The following is an 18,652-nucleotide window of genomic DNA, read 5'->3' on the forward strand; positions in this document are numbered from 1 at the left end:
GTGATCCAGCCTCAGAGACCGTCCTCCTGGCCCAGGCTGAACGCGGCCTCGAGGTCGTGCGTCGAGTACGTCCGGAACGCGATGTGCGTCTCCGTGCTCTGCACCCCCGGCACCCGGTTCACGTGGTCCGGAATCACACTCGCCAGGTCGTCGTGGTGAGCCACCCGCACCATCGCGATCAGATCCAGCCCACCGGTCACCGAGTACACCTCGCTGACGCCCTCGATCGCCGCCACCTGCTCGGCCACCTCGGGAATCCGAGCCACATCCGCCTTGATGAACACGATCGCCGTGACCATGACGTCCTCTCCGTAGTTCCCCGCAACCCCTACCGCGCTGAAGCATAGTTCCGCCCAGCCCCCAGCCGCCGCCCGGACAGCCCCGGCCTGTGGACAACCAATCGCCATCCACCTCCCGTACGCCGTCAGCCCGAGCCGGCGCCACAACCCCACACGCACCCCGCCCGCGGGGTACGGCGACTGACACGTTGCACGACGACTGCTTCGTTGTTCGACGACTGACGCCGTACATCGCGCAAGTGGTGACAACCGGCTGCAGTCGTCCTGAACGGCGTTGGTCAGGGCACCGGCGGAGGGCGGTGTGTCCACTCGGGGCGCGGCCCGGTGGGATTCACCGCAGTCGGCGGCCGGGGCGGCCGGGCGGGCGGATGGCGCGGCCAAGCCCTGCCCGCATGCCTTGTCGGCTGCTGCATCATCACCCGCCTGAGGCCGGCGGTGATGCGGCCGGCTGGGTCGCCGCTGCCTGAGGCCGCTGCGGCCGGGAAAGAGCAGGAGTTGCTCGGCGCCGACCGAGCTCGGCGGAGAGCGTGCGGCGGCTAGTCATGTGCCGCGGGGTGCCTGCGACACCCGGTCATGCTCCGCAGGGCGGGGGCTGGGGCAGACGGTGATGCGGCCGGCTGGGGCGTCGGTGGCTGAGGCCGCTGCGGCCGGGAACAAGCAAAGAGTCGCTCGGTGTAGGTGTGCCGGGGTTGGCGGGTGGTGTGGGGCCGGTGGGTGGTGTGAGCGATGGCGCCGGGTTCAGGTGGGCGTGTGCTCAGTCGGCCGAAGGGGCTGGTCGGCGACTCGCCGGTGTCAGCCGCCGACTCGGGCAGGCCTCGCCTGGGTCAGCCGCCGACCAGGGCTTGCCTCGCCGGCCTCAGCCGCCGATCAGGGCTTGCCTCGCCGGCCTCAGCCGCCGACCAGGGCTTGCGCCGCCTGGGTCAGCTGCCGACTCGGGCGGGACCGACCGGGCGCATCGAGCGGCGGCGGCGTTCGGAGGGGTGGTGGTGGTCTTCGGAGCGGGGTGGGTCCAGGCGGCGTAGGTGGCGGCCGGCGCCGGCTATGGGGCAGGTCCAGGTGCCGTTCATCTCGACCAGGCGGATGCCGGGCTGGTCGAGCCAGCGGAGGACTAGCTCGATCTCCTCGGGGGAGGCGGTGGCGACCGGGCCGATGCCGGGGAGGACGGTTTCGGCGGAGGAGCGGAGCATGTCGAGGTACTTGCGGGGGTCCGTGCCGCGGACGGCGATACCGGCGGCGGCGAGGCGGCCGTGGCGGACGACGTGGAGCTCCCAGCCGCCTTCCTCGGTACGACGGGCGGCGCAGATCTCGGGGCAGCTGGTGACGGCGGCCATCCGTTGCATCTTCGCGCTGCTGCGGACGAACGCCCCGAGCCGGTCCCGGTGCACCGCGGCGTCCTCGAACCGCTCGTCGGCGGACAGGACGTCGATCCGCCGCGTCAGCGCCTCGATCACCGGGCTCGGGTCGGACACCAGCGCCGACCGCAGCCCCTCCACGAACTCGCCGTACGCGTCCATGTCGATCCGGCCGTCGCACGGCGCGACGCAGCGGCCCATCTCGGCCAGCACGCACGGCGACATCCGCGGCGCGCGCGACATCCGGGGAGTGCACTGGCGGATCGGGAACGCCTCGTGCAGCGCGGCCATCGCCCGCTCGGCGGTCTTGCGCGAGCTGAACGGCCCGAGGTACCCCGCCTCGTCGTCCTTCAGCTGCTTGACCAGCGACAACCGGGGGAACGGTTCGACGGTGACCTTCAGCCAGTGCTGCCGTTCGGGGAACTTCGACCTCCGGTTGTACCGCGGTTTGTGCTCCGCGATCAGCCGCAGCTCGCGCACCTCGGCCTCCAGCGACGTCCCGCACTCGATCCCGCGGACGCCGGACGCGATCCCGATCATCTCGCCGATCCGCGTCCGCGTCTCCGAGGCGGTGAAGTACGACCGGACCCGCGTCCGCAGGTCCTTCGACTTGCCGACGTACAGGACCTCGCCGCGGTCGTCGGTGAACAGGTACACACCAGGGGCGTGCGGCAACGACTCGGCCAGGTGCCGCTTTTTCCGTACGGCGGGCGCGACGCGCGCCGAGAACGTCTGCAGGTCCTCCAGCGTCTGTACGCCGAGCGACCCGACCCGCTCGAACAGCCCGTGCAGTACGTCGACCGTGGCGCGCGCGTCCGACAGGGCGCGGTGGTTCGGCGTCGTCGTGGCCCGGAAGAGCTTCGCCAGCGTGCCGAGTTTGCAGTTGGGCACCTCGTCCGGCGTGAGCACGCGGCGGGCCAGCAGCGCGGTGTCGACGACCGGGAAGTCGGGCCAGTCGTACCCGTGCACCTGGCTGTCGTGCTTGAGGAAACCGACGTCGAACGGCGCGTTGTGCGCGACCAGCACGCAGCCGCGGGCGAACTCCAGGAAGGCCGGCAGCGCCGAACCGATCCGGGGTGACGAGGCAACCATCACGTCGGTGATGCCGGTCAGTACGGCGATGAACGGCGGGATGGGCTCGGCCGGGTTGACCAGGGTCTGGAACTCGCCGACCAGCTCGCCGGCCCGCACCTTGACCGCGCCGATCTCGGTGATGCCGGAGTCGCCCGGCGCACCGCCGGTGGTCTCCAGGTCGACCACGCAGAACGTGACGTCGCGCAGCGGAGTCCCGAGATCGTCGAAACTCGGCTGCACGCCACGGATCGGCGCGAGCGGTCCGGGCGCCGGGGCAGCGGCGGGATCCGGCGAGGGGCTGCTCATGACGACGACGCTAGAAGCCCCCACCGACAATTCCTGCGCTGACACGCGGCCTGACCGACTACGCTGCCCGTATGCGTATTCAAGCGATCACCGTGATTCCGGGCCGTGTGCCCGGCCGCTGTGGTCTGCATCACTGGCTGAGCCAGACCTCCGTCCGGGCCGGACTGCGGACCGGTGACTGAGGCAGGCACCGCCGCCGGGTCCGCTACCACCGCCTTGCCCGAACCGGTCCGGCAGCGGGTCGTCGCTCTCGCCGCTCAGGCCCTCGGTCAGCTCCCCGCGACCGACATCCCGGCCCCGCTGCGGCGGTTCGCCAGTTTCGCCCCGGCCAAGCGGGCCAAGCTGTCGGCGTCCGTGCTGGGTCCGATCCTCGCGACCGACGAGCACTTCCGCCGGCTGATCGCTTTCGAGGTACGCCGGGAGCACCCGGAGCTCGGCGACGCGATCGCCGAGGGCGTTCCGGTCCCGGCCGCTGAGCCGATCGAGGCGGCCGCCCTGGCGTACCTGCTGCGTCCGGACGACTGGGAGGAGCGTGTGCTCGCCGCTGCCCAGGTCCAGCCGGACACGGCCGCTGTCGACGACCAGGTGGTCAGCCGCCTCAGTGACCAGCTCGACCAGGCCCGCACCGAGACCCGCCAGGTCCGTGAGCGGCTGCGTGAGCAGGTGACCGAGGTGAAGGCCGAGAACGTCACCCTGCGCCGCAAGCTGAACGAGGCGCGCCAGCGGATCACCGGTCTGCAGAGCGACCTCGAGCAGCGGACGATCGAGGCGACCACCGCGGACGAGCGGGTCGCGGCTGCCCGTGCCGAGGTCGAGCGGGAGGTCCGCAAGCTGCGGGCCCGCGTGACCGAGCTGGAGGCCGTTGAGCACGCTGCACGTCGTACGGCGGGCCAGGAGCGGGAGATGGCGTCCACACGGACCAGGCTGCTGCTGGACACGCTTGTCGAGGCTGCTGGCGGGCTACGGCGCGAGCTGGCGTTGCCGCCCGGGGGAGAGCTCCGCCCGGCCGACACCGTCGCCGGTGTCGAGCCGTCTGCGTCACCGGTCGGTAGGACTGCGCCGGACGACGACCCCGCGCTGTTCGACGAGCTGCTGGCGTTGCCGCAGGTGCATCTGATCGTCGACGGGTACAACGTCACCAAGACCGTCTGGCCGAACTCGCCGCTGCACTCGCAGCGGCAGCGACTGGTCACCGCACTCGGGGCGCTGGTCGCTCAGCGCCGTGTGGAAGTGACGGTGGTGTTCGACGGCGCCGAGCTGTCCGGACCGGTCCAGCTGACGCCGCCGCGTGGGGTGCGGGTGCGGTTCAGTCCGGCCGGCGTGATCGCCGACGAGGTGATCAGGCAACTGGTTCGCGCCGAGCCGGTGGGACGCCCGATCGTGGTCGTCTCATCGGACCGGGAGGTTGCCGAGAGCATCATCCAGCTCGGCGCCCGGGCGCTGTCCGCGGTCAGCCTGATCGCCCGCATCGCCCGCCCCTGAAGCCGATCCCGGCGTACGCCGGGAGGACCGGCCCGATCCGGCGGAACGCACCGGAATTCCGCGCTGCCGCGAAAACTGTCGGCGGGGTTCTTTAGCGTCCTTCTCAGCCGGATGCAAGTCCGGTCCTTCCCCACTTGGAGGACGTTGTGCTGATCGACTGCGACGCGTGCGTGATGAGAGGCCCGGGCTGCCGGGACTGTGTGGTCACGGTGGTGCTCGGGCTGACGGCCGAGCCGGCGCCGGAGCTGCGGATCGACGACGACGAGCGCGCGGCGCTCGACGTACTGGCCCAGTCCGGTCTGGTGCCACCGCTGCGGCTGGTTCATGCCGTCAGCAGTGTCGAGCCAAACGCTGCTGAGGAAGGAGAATCGGCCGCCGACGCCGTCTGACCCCGGGTACGGGTCGCGCGTGCACCGCGACCGGTACGGCGGGCAAGGGGTTCGTGGACGTTAATTTTGGATCAAACCCGAGGGGCGAATTGCACTGGTCACGAATCGGTTACTACTGTTACCTCTCGTTGCCTCAGCGTGTCGGTCTACCGGACCGGCCGGGCAGCAACCAGCCGAAGGGTGACCCACCGGCTGGCGGCGGATCTGCTGCGGTAGGTTCGGCGCCACGAACGTGCGGTCGACGGGGACGGCGCGAGCAGAGGAAGGGACCGACCGGGCTGTGTCCACCGGACGCATCAACCGCACCAAGGGAATCGCCCTCGCCGCCATCACCAGCACCGCTGTTGTCGCGGGACTGCTCTTCTTCCAGGGAGCCGCGGACGCGGACCCGAAGCCCACGCTGGAGCAGGCGAAGGCCCAGGTCGCGGCACTGCAGCACAAGGCCGAGGAAGCCGGTGAGTCCGCCAACGATCTGCGTGGTCAGATCAAGGCGTCGAACGACCGGGTGAAGGCGCTGCAGGCCGGTATCAAGAAGCAGCAGGCCCAGGTCGACGGTGTGAAGCGGCAGATCGGCTCGCTCGCGGTCGCCGGGTACCAGACCTCCGGGATGACGACGACGGCGCAGCTGCTGCTGTCGACGAACCCCGACCAGTTCCTCAGCCAGGCCTCCACCGCCCAGGCGTACGCCGGCCAGCAGAACTCCGCGCTGCGGAAGTTCCAGGCCGCCCAGGGCAAGCTGGCCGACCTCCAGGCCAGCGAGCAGACCGAGCTGGCCGCGCTGCAGGCCGTGCAGGCGCAGCAGGACGGCCTGAAGAAGCAGATCCAGACCAACCTGGACGCCGCCGAGAAGGTGCTCGGCAAGCTCAGCGACGCCGAGCGCCGGCGGATCCAGGCGGAGAACGAGAAGGAAGCCGACGAGGCCCGCGAGCAGCGGACCAGCCGCAGCGGCCGGATGGACGACGACGAGGACGAGGACCTGCCGAACGTGCCGGCCAGCGGTCGCGCGGCGGCCGCGGTCAACTACGCGATGGCCCAGCTCGGCGACCCGTACGTCTGGGGCGCTGACGGCCCGAGCTCGTTCGACTGCTCCGGCCTGACGATGGCGGCCTGGAGCCGCGCCGGTGTCTCGCTGTCGCACTCCTCGAAGGCGCAGATCAACGAGGGCCGCCGGGTCAGCAAGAGCCAGCTGCAGCCGGGCGACCTGGTGTTCTTCTACAGCCCGATCAGCCACGTCGGCATGTACATCGGCAATGGCCGGATGGTGCACGCCAGCCGCCCCGGCAAGCCGGTGAAGACCGAGTCCATCGACGCGATGCCGTACAGCGGCGCGGTCCGCCCGGGCTGAGCAGGCGCAGGTACAGATTCGTGATCGCGGCTCCGGGGAAAGACCCCCGGGGCCGCGTCGTTTCACCACCGGTGTGTTCTCCTGTCGGGGAGGACGCCTAAAGTGACTCCCCGGACTGGGGCAGGAGAGCAGCAAGGGGCCGAGGTGAACGACGACCAGCGCGACACGACGCCGCGTCCTGCCGTCCCGCCGCGTGGCAAGCCCTCCGACAAGCCCCCGTCGGACCAGACGACGGTCGTCATCCCCGCCCAGCACGCCGCCCGGCGCCCCGACAAGCCGGCCGCCTCCGGTGGTTGGTGGGACGACGCCCCGGTGGCCGAGCTCAAGACCGAGCCGGTAGCCACACCCCGCCCGGAAACTCCCCGCACCCAGCAGCCGACCCCAGCAGCGAGGGAGCGGCAGCAGCCGAGCCCCGCAGCGGCGGAGCGGCAGCAGTCGACCCCAGCAGCAGGGGAGCGGAGGCAGCCGGAGCGGCGTCCCAGTGCGCCGACCGCCCTGCTCGGCGGAGACGGCAGCGGGAGCGGCAGCAGCAGTAGTGGTGGCAGTGACAAGCCTCCGGGTGACGGGTCCTGGAAGGGTGTTGTCTGGCCCCTGCCCAAGCCCCTGGTGAAGCGGATCGCTCTCGGAGCCGCGGTCGGGGTGGTCGGTGTCGCCGCGTTCGCGGGCATCCGGCAGCTTGCCGACGACCCCGCCGACCAGGCCGGACCGAGCGGCACCCCCAATCCCGGCCAGAGCTCCACCACCCCCGACGACGAAGCCGCCGAGGGCGTACGACGGGCCGTCGCCGGCGAGGCCGTGCTGCAGAAGATGGCCGACGCGATCCGCGCCGAGAACCGCACCGAGTTCCTCGCCGCGATCGACCCGCAGGCCAAGTCGTTCGACGAGCAGGCCCGCACGATCTACACCAACCTCGGCAAGCTCCCGCTCGCCACCTTCCAGCTGCGCTACGTCAGCGACGACCCGGCCGCGCTCGAGCCGGACCGCACCCGCCAGCTCGGCGGAACCGAGTCCTGGCTCGCCCAGGTCGAGGTCTCCTGGCAGCTCACCGGGTACGACGCGAAGCCGGCCCGCGAGATGCTGCCGGTCACCTTCGTCACCCGCGACGACGGTACGACGTACGCCTCGTCCTTCTCGGAGCGCTTCGTCGCCGGTCAGCGCCGGCCGATCTGGGCGCTCGGCAGCATCGACGTCGCCAAGAGCGAGCACAGCCTGGTGATCAGCCTGGACTCGCAGGCCAACGCCGACGACTACGCCGAGGTCACCGACCGGGCGGTCGACTCGGTCAGCAAGGTCTGGGGCCGCAACTGGCGGCAGAAGGCGGTCATCTACCTGCCGTCCAAGCAGTCCCAGATGGAGAACGTGCTCGGCGCCCAGCAGGGCACCTACACCCAGATCGCGGCCGTCACGATGGCCGAGCTGGACACCCCGCAGGTCGGCGCCCCGGTCCGGATCGTGGCGAACCCGAAGCTGTTCGACGAGCTCGGCAAGCAGGGTCGCCGGATCGTGCTGACGCACGAGACCACCCACGTCGCCTCGACCGCTACCGCCTCGCCGGTACCGTTGTGGTTGGCCGAAGGGTTCGCCGACTACGTCGCCTTCACCGCCGTGTCCGTGCAGGACGAATCGGCGGCGAAGGAGTTGTTCAAGGCGATCCGGGCGGGCAAGGTTCCGAAGGCGCTGCCGGCGCCGGAGGCCTTCGCCGCGTCGTCGACGGAGCTCCCGCAGGCCTACGAGTCGGGCTGGCTCGCGTGCCGCCTGATCGCCGAGCGGGAAGGACAGAGCAAGTTGGTCAAGTTCTACCGGACCGTGCACGCGTCGAAGAGCCCGACCGGGCTGGCCGACGCGTTCCGCACCGTGCTGGGCACCACCGAGCAGCAGTTCGTCGCCGACTGGCAGAACTACATCAAGCGGCTCGCCGGTGTCTGACGCGACCAGCCGGCGCGCTCCCTGGATCGCCGGTCTGCTGGTCGCCGCCGCGCTGGTCGTGGTCATCGTCACCACCACGCCCTGGCACCTGATCGACCTGCCCAAGCCCGACGCCGCGCTCGACTTCACCAGTGCCGAGATCGACCGCCAGCAACGGTTCCGGCACGCTTTGTTGCCGTGGTCAACGACTTCCTGGGTGCTGTCGGTCCTCGTCCCGTTGCTGATCGGCTTCAGCCCGCTGGGTCGACGCCTGTACGACGTACTGCGCATCCGCCGCTGGTGGCTGGCCGTCCCGGTGCTGGTCGCCGGCCTCGGCCTGGTGACCTCGGTGATCACGTTGCCGACCGACGCGCTTGCCGAGCAGGTCACCCGCGACTACGGGCTGTCGACCGAGAGCTGGGGACTGTGGCTGCGCGACCGCGCCGTGAACTGGCTGCTGATGTCGGTCGCGCTGATCGCGATCGCGCTCGGCCTGATCGCGCTGGCGAAGAAGTGGCGGACCTGGTGGTGGGCGCCGGCCGCGATCGCCGGTGCGGTGCTGGTGCTCGGGGTCTCGTTCGCCTACCCGGTGCTGGTCGAGCCACGGTTCAACGACTTCACCTCGATGGCGCCGGGGGCGCAGCGGGACGCGTTCATGCAGCTCGCGCGCGAGGACGGCGTACCGGTGAAGGACGTGCTGGTCGCTGACGCGTCGAAGCGGACGACGGCGCTCAACGCGTACGTGTCCGGCTTCGGGTCGACGCGGCGGCTGGTCGTGTACGACACGCTGCTGAAGGACGCGACGCCCGCGCAGGTCCGGTTGGTGGTCGCGCACGAGCTCGGGCACGCGGCCGAGGACGACGTCCTGCACGGGACGTTGATCGGGACGCTCGGCGCGGCGTTCGCTGTGGTGCTGCTGCGGTTGTTGCTCGGGGCCCGGATGGCGGATCCTCGGCGTACGGCGGTGCTGCTGGCACTGATCGTGTCCGGTACGACGCTGGCCGCGCCCGTGCAGAACCTGGTCAGCCGCAAGATCGAGGCCCGCGCCGACTACCACTCGCTGCGGCTGACGAACGACCCGAAGGACTTCGTCGAGATGCAGCACGCGCTGTCGGTGACGAACATCTCCGGCCTCGAACCGAGCGCCTGGCGCTACTGGATGTTCGCCAGCCACCCGACCCCGCCCGAACGCATCGCGATGGGCCGGGCCTGGGGGACCGAGCACGGCTATCCCGTCCCGCCGCTGGTCCGGCGATGAAGCCGCTGCCCACGCCGCTCACGCCCCCGAAGGCGCCGGCTCGGCGATGACGGTTCTCGTCGTCACCAACGACTTCCCGCCCCGGCAAGGCGGGATCGAGACCTTCGTCCGCGCGCTCTGCGACGAGCTGCCCGAGCTCGTCGTCTACACCTCGCACAGCCCCGGCGACACGGCGTACGACCGCACCCTGCCCTTCCCGGTGATCCGCGATCGCACCTCGATGCTCCTGCCGACCCCGCGCGTCACCCGCCGAGCGGTCCAGCTCATGCGCGAGTACGACGCAGACCGCATCCTCTTCGGCGCCGCCGCTCCGCTCGGTCTGATGGGGCAAGCCCTCCGCAGTGAAGGCGCGCAGAAAATCGTTGCCCTCAGCCACGGTCACGAGACCTGGTGGGCGAGCCTCCCGGCGACCAGGCAAGCACTCCGCCGCATCGGTGACTCCGCCGACATCGTCACCACCGTCTCCGCCTGGTGCGAAGAGCGCATCGCCCGCGCGATGTCGCCCAAGGCAACGATCGAGCGCCTGACGCCGGGTGTCGACACCAAGCGCTTCTTCCCGGGGTGCGGGGGAGACGAGATCCGCACCAAGCTCGGTCTGGAGAGGCGTCCGGTCGTCGCCTGCGTCTCCCGCCTGATCGCCCGCAAAGGCCAGGACACCCTGATCCGCGCCTGGCCGCGTGTCCTGGCCGCCGTACCGGATGCCGTCCTCCTGCTAGTCGGCGGCGGCCCCGACCGCGACCGCCTGGAGGCCCTCGCGACGCCGCTCGGCGACGCCGTCCGCTTCACCGGAGCCGTGCCCTGGCAGGACATTCCGCCGTACGTCGACGCCGCCGACGTCTTCGCGATGCCGACCCGAACCCGCCGCTTCGGGCTCGAACCGGAGGCCCTGGGCATCGTCACCCTGGAGGCCGCCGCGACCGGGAAGCCGGTGGTCGTCGGCGACTCGGGCGGTACGGCGGACACCGTCCGGCACGGCGAGACCGGCTACCTGGTCGACCCGTACAACCCGGTCGCGACCGCCGTCCGGCTGATCGAACTGCTGACCGATCCGGGCCGTGCGCAAGCATTCGGCCGGGCCGGCCGGGAGTGGGCCGAGGCCGAGTGGACCTGGGCCAGATCAGGCGCCAAGCTGCGGACCCTGCTCGACCTCTGAACCGGCCGAACCCCGCCGCCTCATCGACCGTCCGGCTCGCCCGTTGCCCGGACCCCTCCTCGACGTCGGAGCAAAAGTGTGTACTCTGGGTGCATGCATCAGATGTCGCGCCTTGCCGCAGCCGTACGAGCTTCCCGCTCTCCGGCTGCCGCTGCCTGACATCTCCTCCCAGAACCGGCGACCGGAAACGGTCCGCCGGTTTTCGCGTTTCCGAGGCCTGCACATCGTTTCCGGTCCACACCCCCAAGGACCCGAAATGACCATCACCAAGACCTTCGTCGACTACTTCACCGAGCACGGCCACACCCCGACCACGGGCTCCTCGCTCATCCCGCGCCCGGGTGATCCGGTGCTCTTCACGACCTCCGGCATGCACCCGCTCACGCCGTACCTGGAAGGTGAACCACATCCGCTGGGACGCCGCCTGGTGGGCGTGCAGCGATGTCTGCGCACGACTGACCTGGACGAGGTGGGCGACCCGACCCACCTGACCGTGTTCGAGATGCTCGGCTCGTGGTCGATGGGCGACTACGGCAGCGAGCAGACCCTGCGCTGGGGGTACGAGCTGCTCACCGAGCGGTTCGGGATCGACCCCGGGCAGCTGTACGTCACCGTGTTCGGCGGCGACAACCAGGTCGAGCTCGACCAGGAGTCGCTGCGCACCTGGCAGTCGCTCGGGCTGCCGATCGAGCTGACCACCGACGAGAACTGGTGGTCGAACGGCCCGACCGGTCCGTGCGGCCCGGACTCGGAGATCTTCGTCTGGACCGGCGACGGCTCACCCGAGGGCACGCCGACCACCGACGACCGCTGGGTCGAGGTGTGGAACCACGTGATGATGCGCTACCGCCGGCTCGACGACGGCTCGCTGGAGCCGCTCGAGCAGCGCAACATCGACACCGGCCTCGGTCTGGAGCGGCTGACCATGCTGCTCGAGGGCAAGAAGTCGGTGTTCGAGACGAGCCTGTTCGAGCCGTGGATGCAGACCGTGCCGAAGCTGTGGAAGCTCGACCAGGAGTCGGAGCGGATCGTCATCGACCACCTGCGGTCCAGCATCGTGATCGTCGGCGACGGCGTGCACCCGTCGAACACCGGGCGCGGCTACGTGCTGCGCCGGCTGATCCGCCGGGTGCTGACGCTCCTGTGGCGCGACGACGAGTCGCGGTCGCTGTCGGACCTGCCGATCGAGCTGTTCCAGCAGACCCTGGACCACTTCCACCAGGGCGAGCTGGTCACGCTGGTGCGCCGGATCATGATCGACGAGGAGATCCGCTTCACCAACCTGCTCGACCGGGGCCGCAAGATCCTCAGCCACGACCGCTTCCGCAAGACGCTCGACGAGAGCGACTTCGACTACCTGCACGAGACCCACGGCCTCCCGAGGGAGCTTGTGGTCTCTCTCCTGTAGGGCGTGGCTCCCGAGCCCACGCCTACTGCGCGGCACTCGGCACGGCATCTCGCTACGGCGTGGACTCGGGAGCCACGCCCTAGAAGACCTGGATGGCCCGGGTGGTCGTGTCGTACGGCGACCAGCCCGGGCTCCCGGTCTTCGCGAAGCTCACCCAAGCGGCGTGCACCGTGTCGGCCAGCTCCTGCGGCGGCTCCGAGCCGTACAGGGGAGACGTGGCAGTTGCCAGGGTGTCGAACACGAACGGCAGCTCCAGCGAGTGGCAGGAGCCCAGCCCCTCCAGCGGCGACTCCCAGCTGAACTCGTAGACGTACGCCGTACCGCCCGCTGCCTGCTGCGCCTCAGCGAGCCGGATGGTCGGCTGGGTGAACGCGCGGTCGCTGCTGATCGCCGTGAAGATCTCGCCCGGCGTACCGGTGTACTGCAGCGCCAGTGCAGGGTCCAGCCCCGCCCGTCCGAGCAGAACCGGCAGAGCCTCAGCGGTGATGCTCGCAGCGACTCCACTCGGCACGCTGAACAGGTTGAACTCGTGCCGCGTCGTACCGGCCATCAGCTCCACACCAGCGGCAGCACCGGCCCTGATCGCTGCCAGCGGCTGCTGGTCGATCAGCTCGCCTTCGATCACCGGGAAGAACGGCATGATGCCGCCACCCGCCTGCACCGTCGTCACACCCCACCGGGCCGGGTCGGGCGCAGCCCGCAGCTCAGCAGACACCTGCTGCTGTACGGCGATCAGCTCAGCCGTCTCCACCGACTCCAGCCCAGCAGCAGTCGCCGGTACGCCGAGCCGCTTGGCCACCTCAGCCGTGACCAGCGCGAGGTCACTGTCCAGAGCAGTCGCCTCAGCTGACCCGCTCTGCACGATCGCGCGGCGGAACAGCCCCTTGGCCGCCGGCATCGCGAGCAGCGTCGCCACGCTCATCCCACCGGCCGACTGGCCGAAGATCGTCACCTGCTCGGGGTCACCGCCGAACGCCGCGATGTTGTCGCGGACCCAGCGCAGCGCCGCGAGCTGGTCGAGCAGCCCGCGGTTGCTGGGCGCATCAGGCAGTACGCCGAAGCCCTGCACACCAAGGCGATAGTTGACGCCGACCAGCACGACACCGTCCCGGGCGAACGCGCTCCCGTCGTACGCGGGTGTCGCGTTGGACCCGTTGCGGAACGCGCCGCCGTGGATCCACACCATCACCGGCAGCCCTTCGCCGCCCGGCGTCCACACGTTGACGTTGAGGAACTCGTCGCCGTCCTGCGTCGGGTTCGTCAGCAGGATGTCGAACGGCGGGTCGTACGGCGGCTGCGGCGCGGTCGGCCCGAGCTCGGTCGCGGCGCGGACCCCGTCCCACGGGGTGACCGGTTTCGGCGCTTCGTAGCCGACCGGGCTTCCGGCGTACGGGACGCCCAAGTACGCCGTCACCCCGTCGGTCGTGACGCCCCGGATCCGTCCGCCCTCAACTGTCAGCTCCATGCGGCCTATCCTCGCACCGACTCCGGAACTTCCTCGGTGATCGGCAGGTCGGGCGGCGCGACCTTGCCGACCGAGGACTGCGCGACGAACGCGCCGAGCAGCACGATCGCGCCGCCGATGATCTGGTTGGTCGTCAGCGTCTCGTTGAGCAGGATCCAGGCGAAGAGCGTCGCCGCCACCACCTCGACGTACGCGACCGCTCCGCCGATCGCCGCCGAGAGCCGTTGGACCGCGGCCGCGCCGGCCAGGTACGCGACGACTGTGCTGACCACGATCAGCCAGGCCGCGAACACCCAGCCTGGCGCCGACCGTTCGCCGATCGCGATCGTGTCGGTGAGCGCGTTCCACGGAATGCTCCACGGCGCCGCGATCGCGGTCAGCAGGATCGCGCCGACCACGCTGCCGGCGGCCGTCATCACCAGCGGATCGGCGACGCCGGTCAGCTTGTCGATCAGGATGAAGTACGTCGCCTGGCACGCGGCCGCGCCGAGCCCGGCGAGCAGGCCGACCAGGTCCAGCTGGACGCCGGACCAGACCTCGACCACCGTCGCGAGCCCGACCAGCGCGATGCCGACGCCGAGCGCCGCGGACTTCGGTACGGCGACCTTCCGGCCGAACTTGAGCCAGGCGACGACCAGGACCGGTCCGGAGAACTCGAGCAGGATCGCCACGCCGACCGGCAACCGGCTCGCGGCGATGAAGAACAGCGTCTGGCACCCGGCGATCCCGGTCAGGCCGTACAGCACGAGCTGCGGCCAGGACGCGCGCGCGGCCCGGAGCCCGGCCGCGCCGCGGAAGATCAGCACGAGCGGGACGAGCAGGGCAGCGGCGCCGAGGATGCGCAGCCAGGCGGCCTGCTGCGGGGACATCCCGGCGCCGATCAGAGCCTTGGCGAACGGCCCCGACCCGCCGAACGTGATCGCCGAGAACAGCGCGAATCCGAGCCCGATCGACTTGGTCCGGGCAGCATCCTGTGTCATGGGCGTAATGCTGGCACACCCATTACACGGCGTCGAGGGTGTTTCAAGCCTTGGTCGTCGTCACAGCACGTTGACCGCCCGGGCCGCGACCACCGCGATCGTCAGCAGCGAGATCGCCGACTGCACCGTCATCAGCGCCTTGACCCGCGCCGACAGCGGCATCGTGTCGGTCGGGCTGAACGCGGTCGCCGCCGTGAACGCCACGAACAGATAGTCGGTAAACCCGGGCAGCCACTTCTCCCATCCCGGGATGTCGGCCGTCATCTGCGGGAACAGCAGGTCCGCCCGCTCGACCGCGTGCTCGTGCTCGGGCGCCCGGGCGAACGGTCCGCCGCGGTCGACCTCCCAGTACCAGACCGCGAAGGCCACCACGTTGGTCACCCAGATCAGCAGCGCGGCCTTCACCAGCACCATGCCGTCGGTGGCGTTGCCGGACGCCAGGTAGTCGATCAGTCCGGCCAGGTAGATCCCGTTGAACACCACCAGCGCGCCCAGCAGCACCAGCTCGACCCACCGGAGCCAGGGCTCGTCGCGGCTGAGGTGGAACGGGTTCATCCACACCAGCGGCACCAGCAGCGCGACGCCCATCGCAGGTAGCAGCCAGCGGGGGAGCGACAGCACCTGAGCCGGCACTGCCACCTGCAGCGCCAGGACGACCAGCACCGCGAGCGAAGCGGGCCACCTGCGCATGTGCTTCTTGCTGAGTGCTGCTGCCTTCGGGACCTTGATCACTCCTGCATTCTGACTCTTGTAGCGCTCTATCCGACGGATGCGTCGACCACGGCCTGCCCGACATCCGTACGCCGGTAGTGCACCTGGTGTCCCGTACGACGCCGCGTCACCAGCCCAGCGCCGTACAGGGCGGCCAGGTGCTCGGCCACTGTCGCCAGCGCGAGCCCGTACTGCGCTGCGAGCGCACTGGTCGTTGCGGGCGGGTCCAGCGCCGTCAGCAGGGTCGCCCTGGTCCGGCCGAGCAGGGTGGCCAGGGGATCGGGTGCGGTCGGTGCGTCGTCCCAGAGGCGAGCCGCGCCGCGCGCCGGGTAGACCAGCGTCGGTTGGTAGCCGGGGGCAACTATCGCGACCAGGTACGGCCAGGCGAAGGCGCCGGGAATCAGGAGGAGACCCTCGCCGGCCAGCTCGTGATCCGGCTCGCGGTAGCGGGACGCGATCAGGCGGTCGTCGTCCCAGGACAGTGTGGGATGCAGGTCGTCAAACAACTTCGCGAGTCCGCCGCTGGTCAGTTGCTCGCCCCGATGGGCGATGTCGTCGTTGAGTACCCGACTGATCGCCGGCCAGTCCGGCTCGATCAGCGTGGTCCACGCGCTCTCGATCTGATCGGCGAACCGCTCCCGCGTACCGGCCGGATCGGCCAGCATCCGGTCGATTGCGGGCGCCGCCGGGTTGTTCAGCTCGTCCCGCGACCTGATGAGCTCGGCCCGTACGACGTCGAGCGGCGCGGTTCTGACCCGCGCGATCTCCGTACTGAACTTGGCCCGCGAAGCCTTCGGCGGGGGAGTGAGGAAGTCCGGCGTGAACCCGGTCCGCGGCTGCACCGCGCGCAGCATGGTGAGGTCGAGCTTCTTCGCGGCCTCCGCCTTGGCGGCCACCCACGGCGAGTAGAGCGGCCGGTGCTTGCTCCCGTTCAGCACGCGTACGGCGGACACCGTCTCCCACAACGGAGACACCCCGAACCGGCATCTGAGCGCGTCGGCCCGGTTGAACCGCAGTACGGTCATCGGTGCGGACTTTCGGTCACCCCCGAAACTATAGTCCTGGCATGTGTCGTGGGTTCACCCTCACGGGGTGACCACTCCGCCTGTCGTTGCCACCGGCTACCTGTCCGTCCTGCGCATCCCCGGCCTCCGCGCCGTCTTCACCGCGCACGCCGTCTCGATGGTCGGCACCGTCGCGGCCCAGGTCGCGCTCTCCATCCTGGTCTTCGACCGCACCGGCTCACCCCTGCTCTCCGCGCTGGTCCTGGTCTGCTCGTTCCTGCCCTACGCCCTCGGCGGCACGGTCCTCTCCTCCATCGCGGACCGCTACCCGGCCCGCCCGCTCCTGGTCACCTGCGACCTCCTCAGCGCGCTGTGCATCGCCGCCATGCTCATCCCCGGCCTGCCCGTCGCGGCGCTGCTCGGACTCCTGCTGCTCACCGGCCTGATCGCCCCGATCTTCGCCGGCGCCCGCTCAGCCAGCCTGACCCAACTCCTGCCCCCAGACCTCTTCCCGACCGGCCGATCGCTCCTCCGCACGATCAGCCAAACCACAGTCCTCACCGGCTTCGCACTCGGCGCCATCGCCGTTGCCGCGGTCGGCCCGACCTGGCTCCTGGCCCTCGACGTCCTGACCTTCGCCCTGTCCGCCGTCCTCATCCGCTTCGGTACGCCGTCGACGCCCGCGCCGGGAGCCGGCGGCAACACCCTCCAGGCCTCCCGCGAAGGACTCCGCTACCTCTTCACCACGCCGAAGGTCCGCAACCTGCTCCTCCTCACCTGGGCAGCCCCCGCCTTCTCCGCAGTTCCCGACGGACTAGCAGTCGCGTACGCCGCTCAAACCGGTGCAGCCGCCTCCGCTGCAGGAGCCCTCTTCACCGGCTACGCCGCCGGCACCGTCCTGGGCGAACTGGTCGCCACCCGCCTGGCCCCCACCACCCGCCGCAGACTCCTGGTCCCACTCCTCCTGGCCACCCAGCTGCCAGCAATCGCCTTCGCCTTCACCCCGTCAGTCGCAGGCGCAGCTGTCCTGCTGGCTGTCGCAGGCATCGGCCACGCCTTCAACCAGGCCATCGACCCGATGATCCTGGCCACCGCCGACCCGTCGTACCGAGGCCGCCTCTTCACCGTCCAGACCAGCGGCCTGATGACAGTCCAAGGCGTCACCATCGCGCTGGCCGGCGTAGTCGGCACCTTCGTCCGCCCCAACCTCACGATCACCTTCGCGGGCCTCCTCGGCGTACTGGTCACTCTCACCTTGGCCAGAAAGGTGATCAGCGCAGAAACCGCCGAACCTGCCGTCGCGACCTCAGGCGGATGAACCGCGCTTGCGGGAACGCGGACTGGTCGACACCTTCGTACTCGCGCTTGGTCGGGCTGTACGTTCGCCAGGCCCACAAGAGGATCGATCGCGAGGGATCGCGGCTCAACTGATCGCGGAGTGGTCGCTCTCGATTCCCGTTCCACAGCTCTACGCCGGTTGCCGTCCGCCGTACGGTCCGCCGGATCAGCTGCCACATCACCACGGCCCGCGGCAGATCCACCCAGACCACGAGATCGGCCTTGCCCCAGGTGAGCTGCCGGATCCGCGCCGAGTAGTTGCCGTCGACAACCCACCCGTCCGTCGCCGTCGCGGCGGTGACCTGCTCGGCGAACTCGTCCTCCCCGAGCTTCGTCCAACCGGCCTGCCAGAACAGGGCGTCCAGCTCGACATGCGGTACGCCGAGATGCCTGCTCAGCGCGCGGGCCACCGTCGACTTCCCGCCGCCGGCGACGCCGATCACGACCACCCGCCGTTCGGGCTCCTTGCAAGAGCCGGCGTCCGTCCAACCCATACCGGGACCTTTACGGAGCGGCGACTGGCTGGGCTCGGTCGGTGGCGAGCTTGACGGCGAAGACGGCCAGCGCGGTGCCGGTGACGTAGCGGTGGATCTTCGACCACAGCGGCTTGCGGCTGAAGAAGATCGCGACCGAGCCGGCGGTGATGACGAAGATCGCGTTCACCAGTACGCCGACGGCCGTCTGGGTGAGGCCGAGGATCAGGCTCTGGGCACCGACGTGACCGCGCGACGGGTCCACGAACTGCGGCAGCAGCGAGATGTAGAGGATCGCGATCTTCGGATTCAGCAGGCAGGTGAGCAGGCCCATGCCGAAGAGCTTGCGCGGACGATCCGGCTCCAGCGCGTCCGGCGTGAACGCGGAACTGCCACCAGGTCGGAGCGCCTTCCACGCCAACCAGAGCAGATAGGCCGCACCTGCGAGCTTCAGCGTCACGTAGATCTCCGGCACCAGCGCGAACAACGTCGCCAGCCCAGCAGCCGCCGCCAGCAGGTAGATCACGAAGCCGGTGCCAACCCCGGCCAGCGAGATGAGCCCAGCGCGACGCCCTTGCACCACCGACCGCGAGACGAGATAGATCATGTTCGGCCCGGGTATCACCACCAGCCCCAGCTCGATCAGCGCGATCCCGACCAGTGCTTCCGTGCTGACAATCATCTCCCACTCCTCCCGTCGTCACCGCCTC

16 protein-coding genes are annotated in these 18,652 nt (G+C 70.3%); 8 read left to right on the forward strand and 8 right to left on the reverse strand.

Annotated features, from left to right (window positions below):
* Nucleotides 1-11 precede the first annotated feature (11 nt).
* On the reverse strand, nucleotides 12-299 hold the full coding sequence (locus ACYVIO_RS22025; protein ID WP_077016896.1) for an Lrp/AsnC family transcriptional regulator: 288 nt from the start codon (nucleotides 297-299) through the stop codon (nucleotides 12-14).
* Between the two features lie 920 nt (nucleotides 300-1,219).
* On the reverse strand, nucleotides 1,220-3,031 hold the full coding sequence (locus ACYVIO_RS22030; RefSeq protein WP_460652737.1) for a DEDD exonuclease domain-containing protein: 1,812 nt from the start codon (nucleotides 3,029-3,031) through the stop codon (nucleotides 1,220-1,222).
* A 174-nt stretch (nucleotides 3,032-3,205) separates the two neighbouring features.
* Between ACYVIO_RS22030 and ACYVIO_RS22035 the strand changes: the two genes are divergently transcribed.
* The 7 genes from ACYVIO_RS22035 to ACYVIO_RS22065 all read left to right on the forward strand — a co-directional run bounded on the left by ACYVIO_RS22035 (nucleotide 3,206) and on the right by ACYVIO_RS22065 (nucleotide 11,971).
* Complete coding sequence (locus ACYVIO_RS22035; protein ID WP_460652738.1) at nucleotides 3,206-4,513, forward strand: NYN domain-containing protein; 1,308 nt, start codon at nucleotides 3,206-3,208, stop codon at nucleotides 4,511-4,513.
* Nucleotides 4,514-4,659: 146 nt separating this feature from the next.
* Entirely contained in the window at nucleotides 4,660-4,902 is a 243-nt protein-coding gene (locus tag ACYVIO_RS22040) for a hypothetical protein (RefSeq protein WP_460652739.1), read from the forward strand.
* A gap of 280 nt (nucleotides 4,903-5,182) precedes the next feature.
* Nucleotides 5,183-6,247, forward strand: a complete 1,065-nt coding sequence (locus ACYVIO_RS22045; protein ID WP_460652740.1) for a C40 family peptidase — start codon at nucleotides 5,183-5,185, stop codon at nucleotides 6,245-6,247.
* Between the two features lie 144 nt (nucleotides 6,248-6,391).
* A complete protein-coding gene (locus ACYVIO_RS22050; protein WP_460652741.1) occupies nucleotides 6,392-8,173 on the forward strand; it encodes a hypothetical protein in 1,782 nt (593 codons plus the stop codon).
* A complete protein-coding gene (locus ACYVIO_RS22055) occupies nucleotides 8,166-9,410 on the forward strand; it encodes a M48 family metallopeptidase (RefSeq protein ID WP_460652742.1) in 1,245 nt (414 codons plus the stop codon). Before ACYVIO_RS22050 ends, ACYVIO_RS22055 begins: the two co-directional genes overlap by 8 nt.
* 46 nt (nucleotides 9,411-9,456) lie before the next feature.
* On the forward strand, nucleotides 9,457-10,563 hold the full coding sequence (locus ACYVIO_RS22060) for a glycosyltransferase family 4 protein (RefSeq protein WP_460652743.1): 1,107 nt from the start codon (nucleotides 9,457-9,459) through the stop codon (nucleotides 10,561-10,563).
* Between the two features lie 256 nt (nucleotides 10,564-10,819).
* Nucleotides 10,820-11,971, forward strand: a complete 1,152-nt coding sequence (locus ACYVIO_RS22065) for an alanine--tRNA ligase-related protein (protein WP_460652744.1) — start codon at nucleotides 10,820-10,822, stop codon at nucleotides 11,969-11,971.
* 79 nt (nucleotides 11,972-12,050) lie between these two features.
* Here the strand turns inward: ACYVIO_RS22065 and ACYVIO_RS22070 are convergent, their stop codons facing one another.
* From ACYVIO_RS22070 to ACYVIO_RS22085, 4 genes are read right to left on the reverse strand one after another with little or no spacing between them, the layout of a single operon-like run.
* Nucleotides 12,051-13,436: a carboxylesterase/lipase family protein gene (locus ACYVIO_RS22070; RefSeq protein WP_460652745.1), complete on the reverse strand. Its 1,386-nt coding sequence runs from the start codon at nucleotides 13,434-13,436 to the stop codon at nucleotides 12,051-12,053.
* A 5-nt stretch (nucleotides 13,437-13,441) separates the two neighbouring features.
* Nucleotides 13,442-14,416, reverse strand: a complete 975-nt coding sequence (locus ACYVIO_RS22075; protein WP_460652746.1) for an EamA family transporter — start codon at nucleotides 14,414-14,416, stop codon at nucleotides 13,442-13,444.
* A 60-nt stretch (nucleotides 14,417-14,476) separates the two neighbouring features.
* Nucleotides 14,477-15,148, reverse strand: coding sequence for a hypothetical protein (locus ACYVIO_RS22080; RefSeq protein ID WP_460652747.1), 672 nt, complete (start codon nucleotides 15,146-15,148; stop codon nucleotides 14,477-14,479).
* Between the two features lie 26 nt (nucleotides 15,149-15,174).
* Complete coding sequence (locus tag ACYVIO_RS22085) at nucleotides 15,175-16,152, reverse strand: DUF5937 family protein (protein ID WP_460652748.1); 978 nt, start codon at nucleotides 16,150-16,152, stop codon at nucleotides 15,175-15,177.
* Between the two features lie 67 nt (nucleotides 16,153-16,219).
* Between ACYVIO_RS22085 and ACYVIO_RS22090 the strand changes: the two genes are divergently transcribed.
* Nucleotides 16,220-17,449: an MFS transporter gene (locus ACYVIO_RS22090; protein ID WP_460652749.1), complete on the forward strand. Its 1,230-nt coding sequence runs from the start codon at nucleotides 16,220-16,222 to the stop codon at nucleotides 17,447-17,449.
* Here the strand turns inward: ACYVIO_RS22090 and ACYVIO_RS22095 are convergent.
* Nucleotides 17,403-17,963 (reverse strand): P-loop NTPase family protein, encoded by a 561-nt coding sequence (locus ACYVIO_RS22095; RefSeq protein ID WP_460652750.1) that lies wholly within the window; start codon nucleotides 17,961-17,963, stop codon nucleotides 17,403-17,405. The two genes, ACYVIO_RS22090 and ACYVIO_RS22095, sit on opposite strands and share 47 nt — an antisense overlap.
* Before the next feature lie 10 nt (nucleotides 17,964-17,973).
* The gene (locus ACYVIO_RS22100; protein ID WP_460652751.1) at nucleotides 17,974-18,624 is read right to left on the reverse strand and encodes a LysE family translocator; all 651 of its coding nucleotides are present in this window, start codon (nucleotides 18,622-18,624) and stop codon (nucleotides 17,974-17,976) included.
* Nucleotides 18,625-18,652: the final 28 nt, after the last annotated feature.

Source organism: Kribbella endophytica, from assembly GCF_054781295.1.

Bases quoted from the DNA above. Each gene is read 5' to 3' on its own strand.
- ACYVIO_RS22025 (WP_077016896.1), bottom strand. From the start codon at position 299: ATGGTCACGGCGATCGTGTTCATCAAGGCGGATGTGGCTCGGATTCCC.
- ACYVIO_RS22075 (WP_460652746.1), bottom strand. From the start codon at position 14,416: ATGACACAGGATGCTGCCCGGACCAAGTCGATCGGGCTCGGATTCGCG.
- ACYVIO_RS22065 (WP_460652744.1), top strand. From the start codon at position 10,820: ATGACCATCACCAAGACCTTCGTCGACTACTTCACCGAGCACGGCCAC.
- ACYVIO_RS22085 (WP_460652748.1), bottom strand. From the start codon at position 16,152: ATGACCGTACTGCGGTTCAACCGGGCCGACGCGCTCAGATGCCGGTTC.
- ACYVIO_RS22070 (WP_460652745.1), bottom strand. From the start codon at position 13,436: ATGGAGCTGACAGTTGAGGGCGGACGGATCCGGGGCGTCACGACCGAC.
- ACYVIO_RS22030 (WP_460652737.1), bottom strand. From the start codon at position 3,031: ATGAGCAGCCCCTCGCCGGATCCCGCCGCTGCCCCGGCGCCCGGACCG.
- ACYVIO_RS22100 (WP_460652751.1), bottom strand. From the start codon at position 18,624: ATGATTGTCAGCACGGAAGCACTGGTCGGGATCGCGCTGATCGAGCTG.
- ACYVIO_RS22095 (WP_460652750.1), bottom strand. From the start codon at position 17,963: ATGGGTTGGACGGACGCCGGCTCTTGCAAGGAGCCCGAACGGCGGGTG.
- ACYVIO_RS22060 (WP_460652743.1), top strand. From the start codon at position 9,457: ATGACGGTTCTCGTCGTCACCAACGACTTCCCGCCCCGGCAAGGCGGG.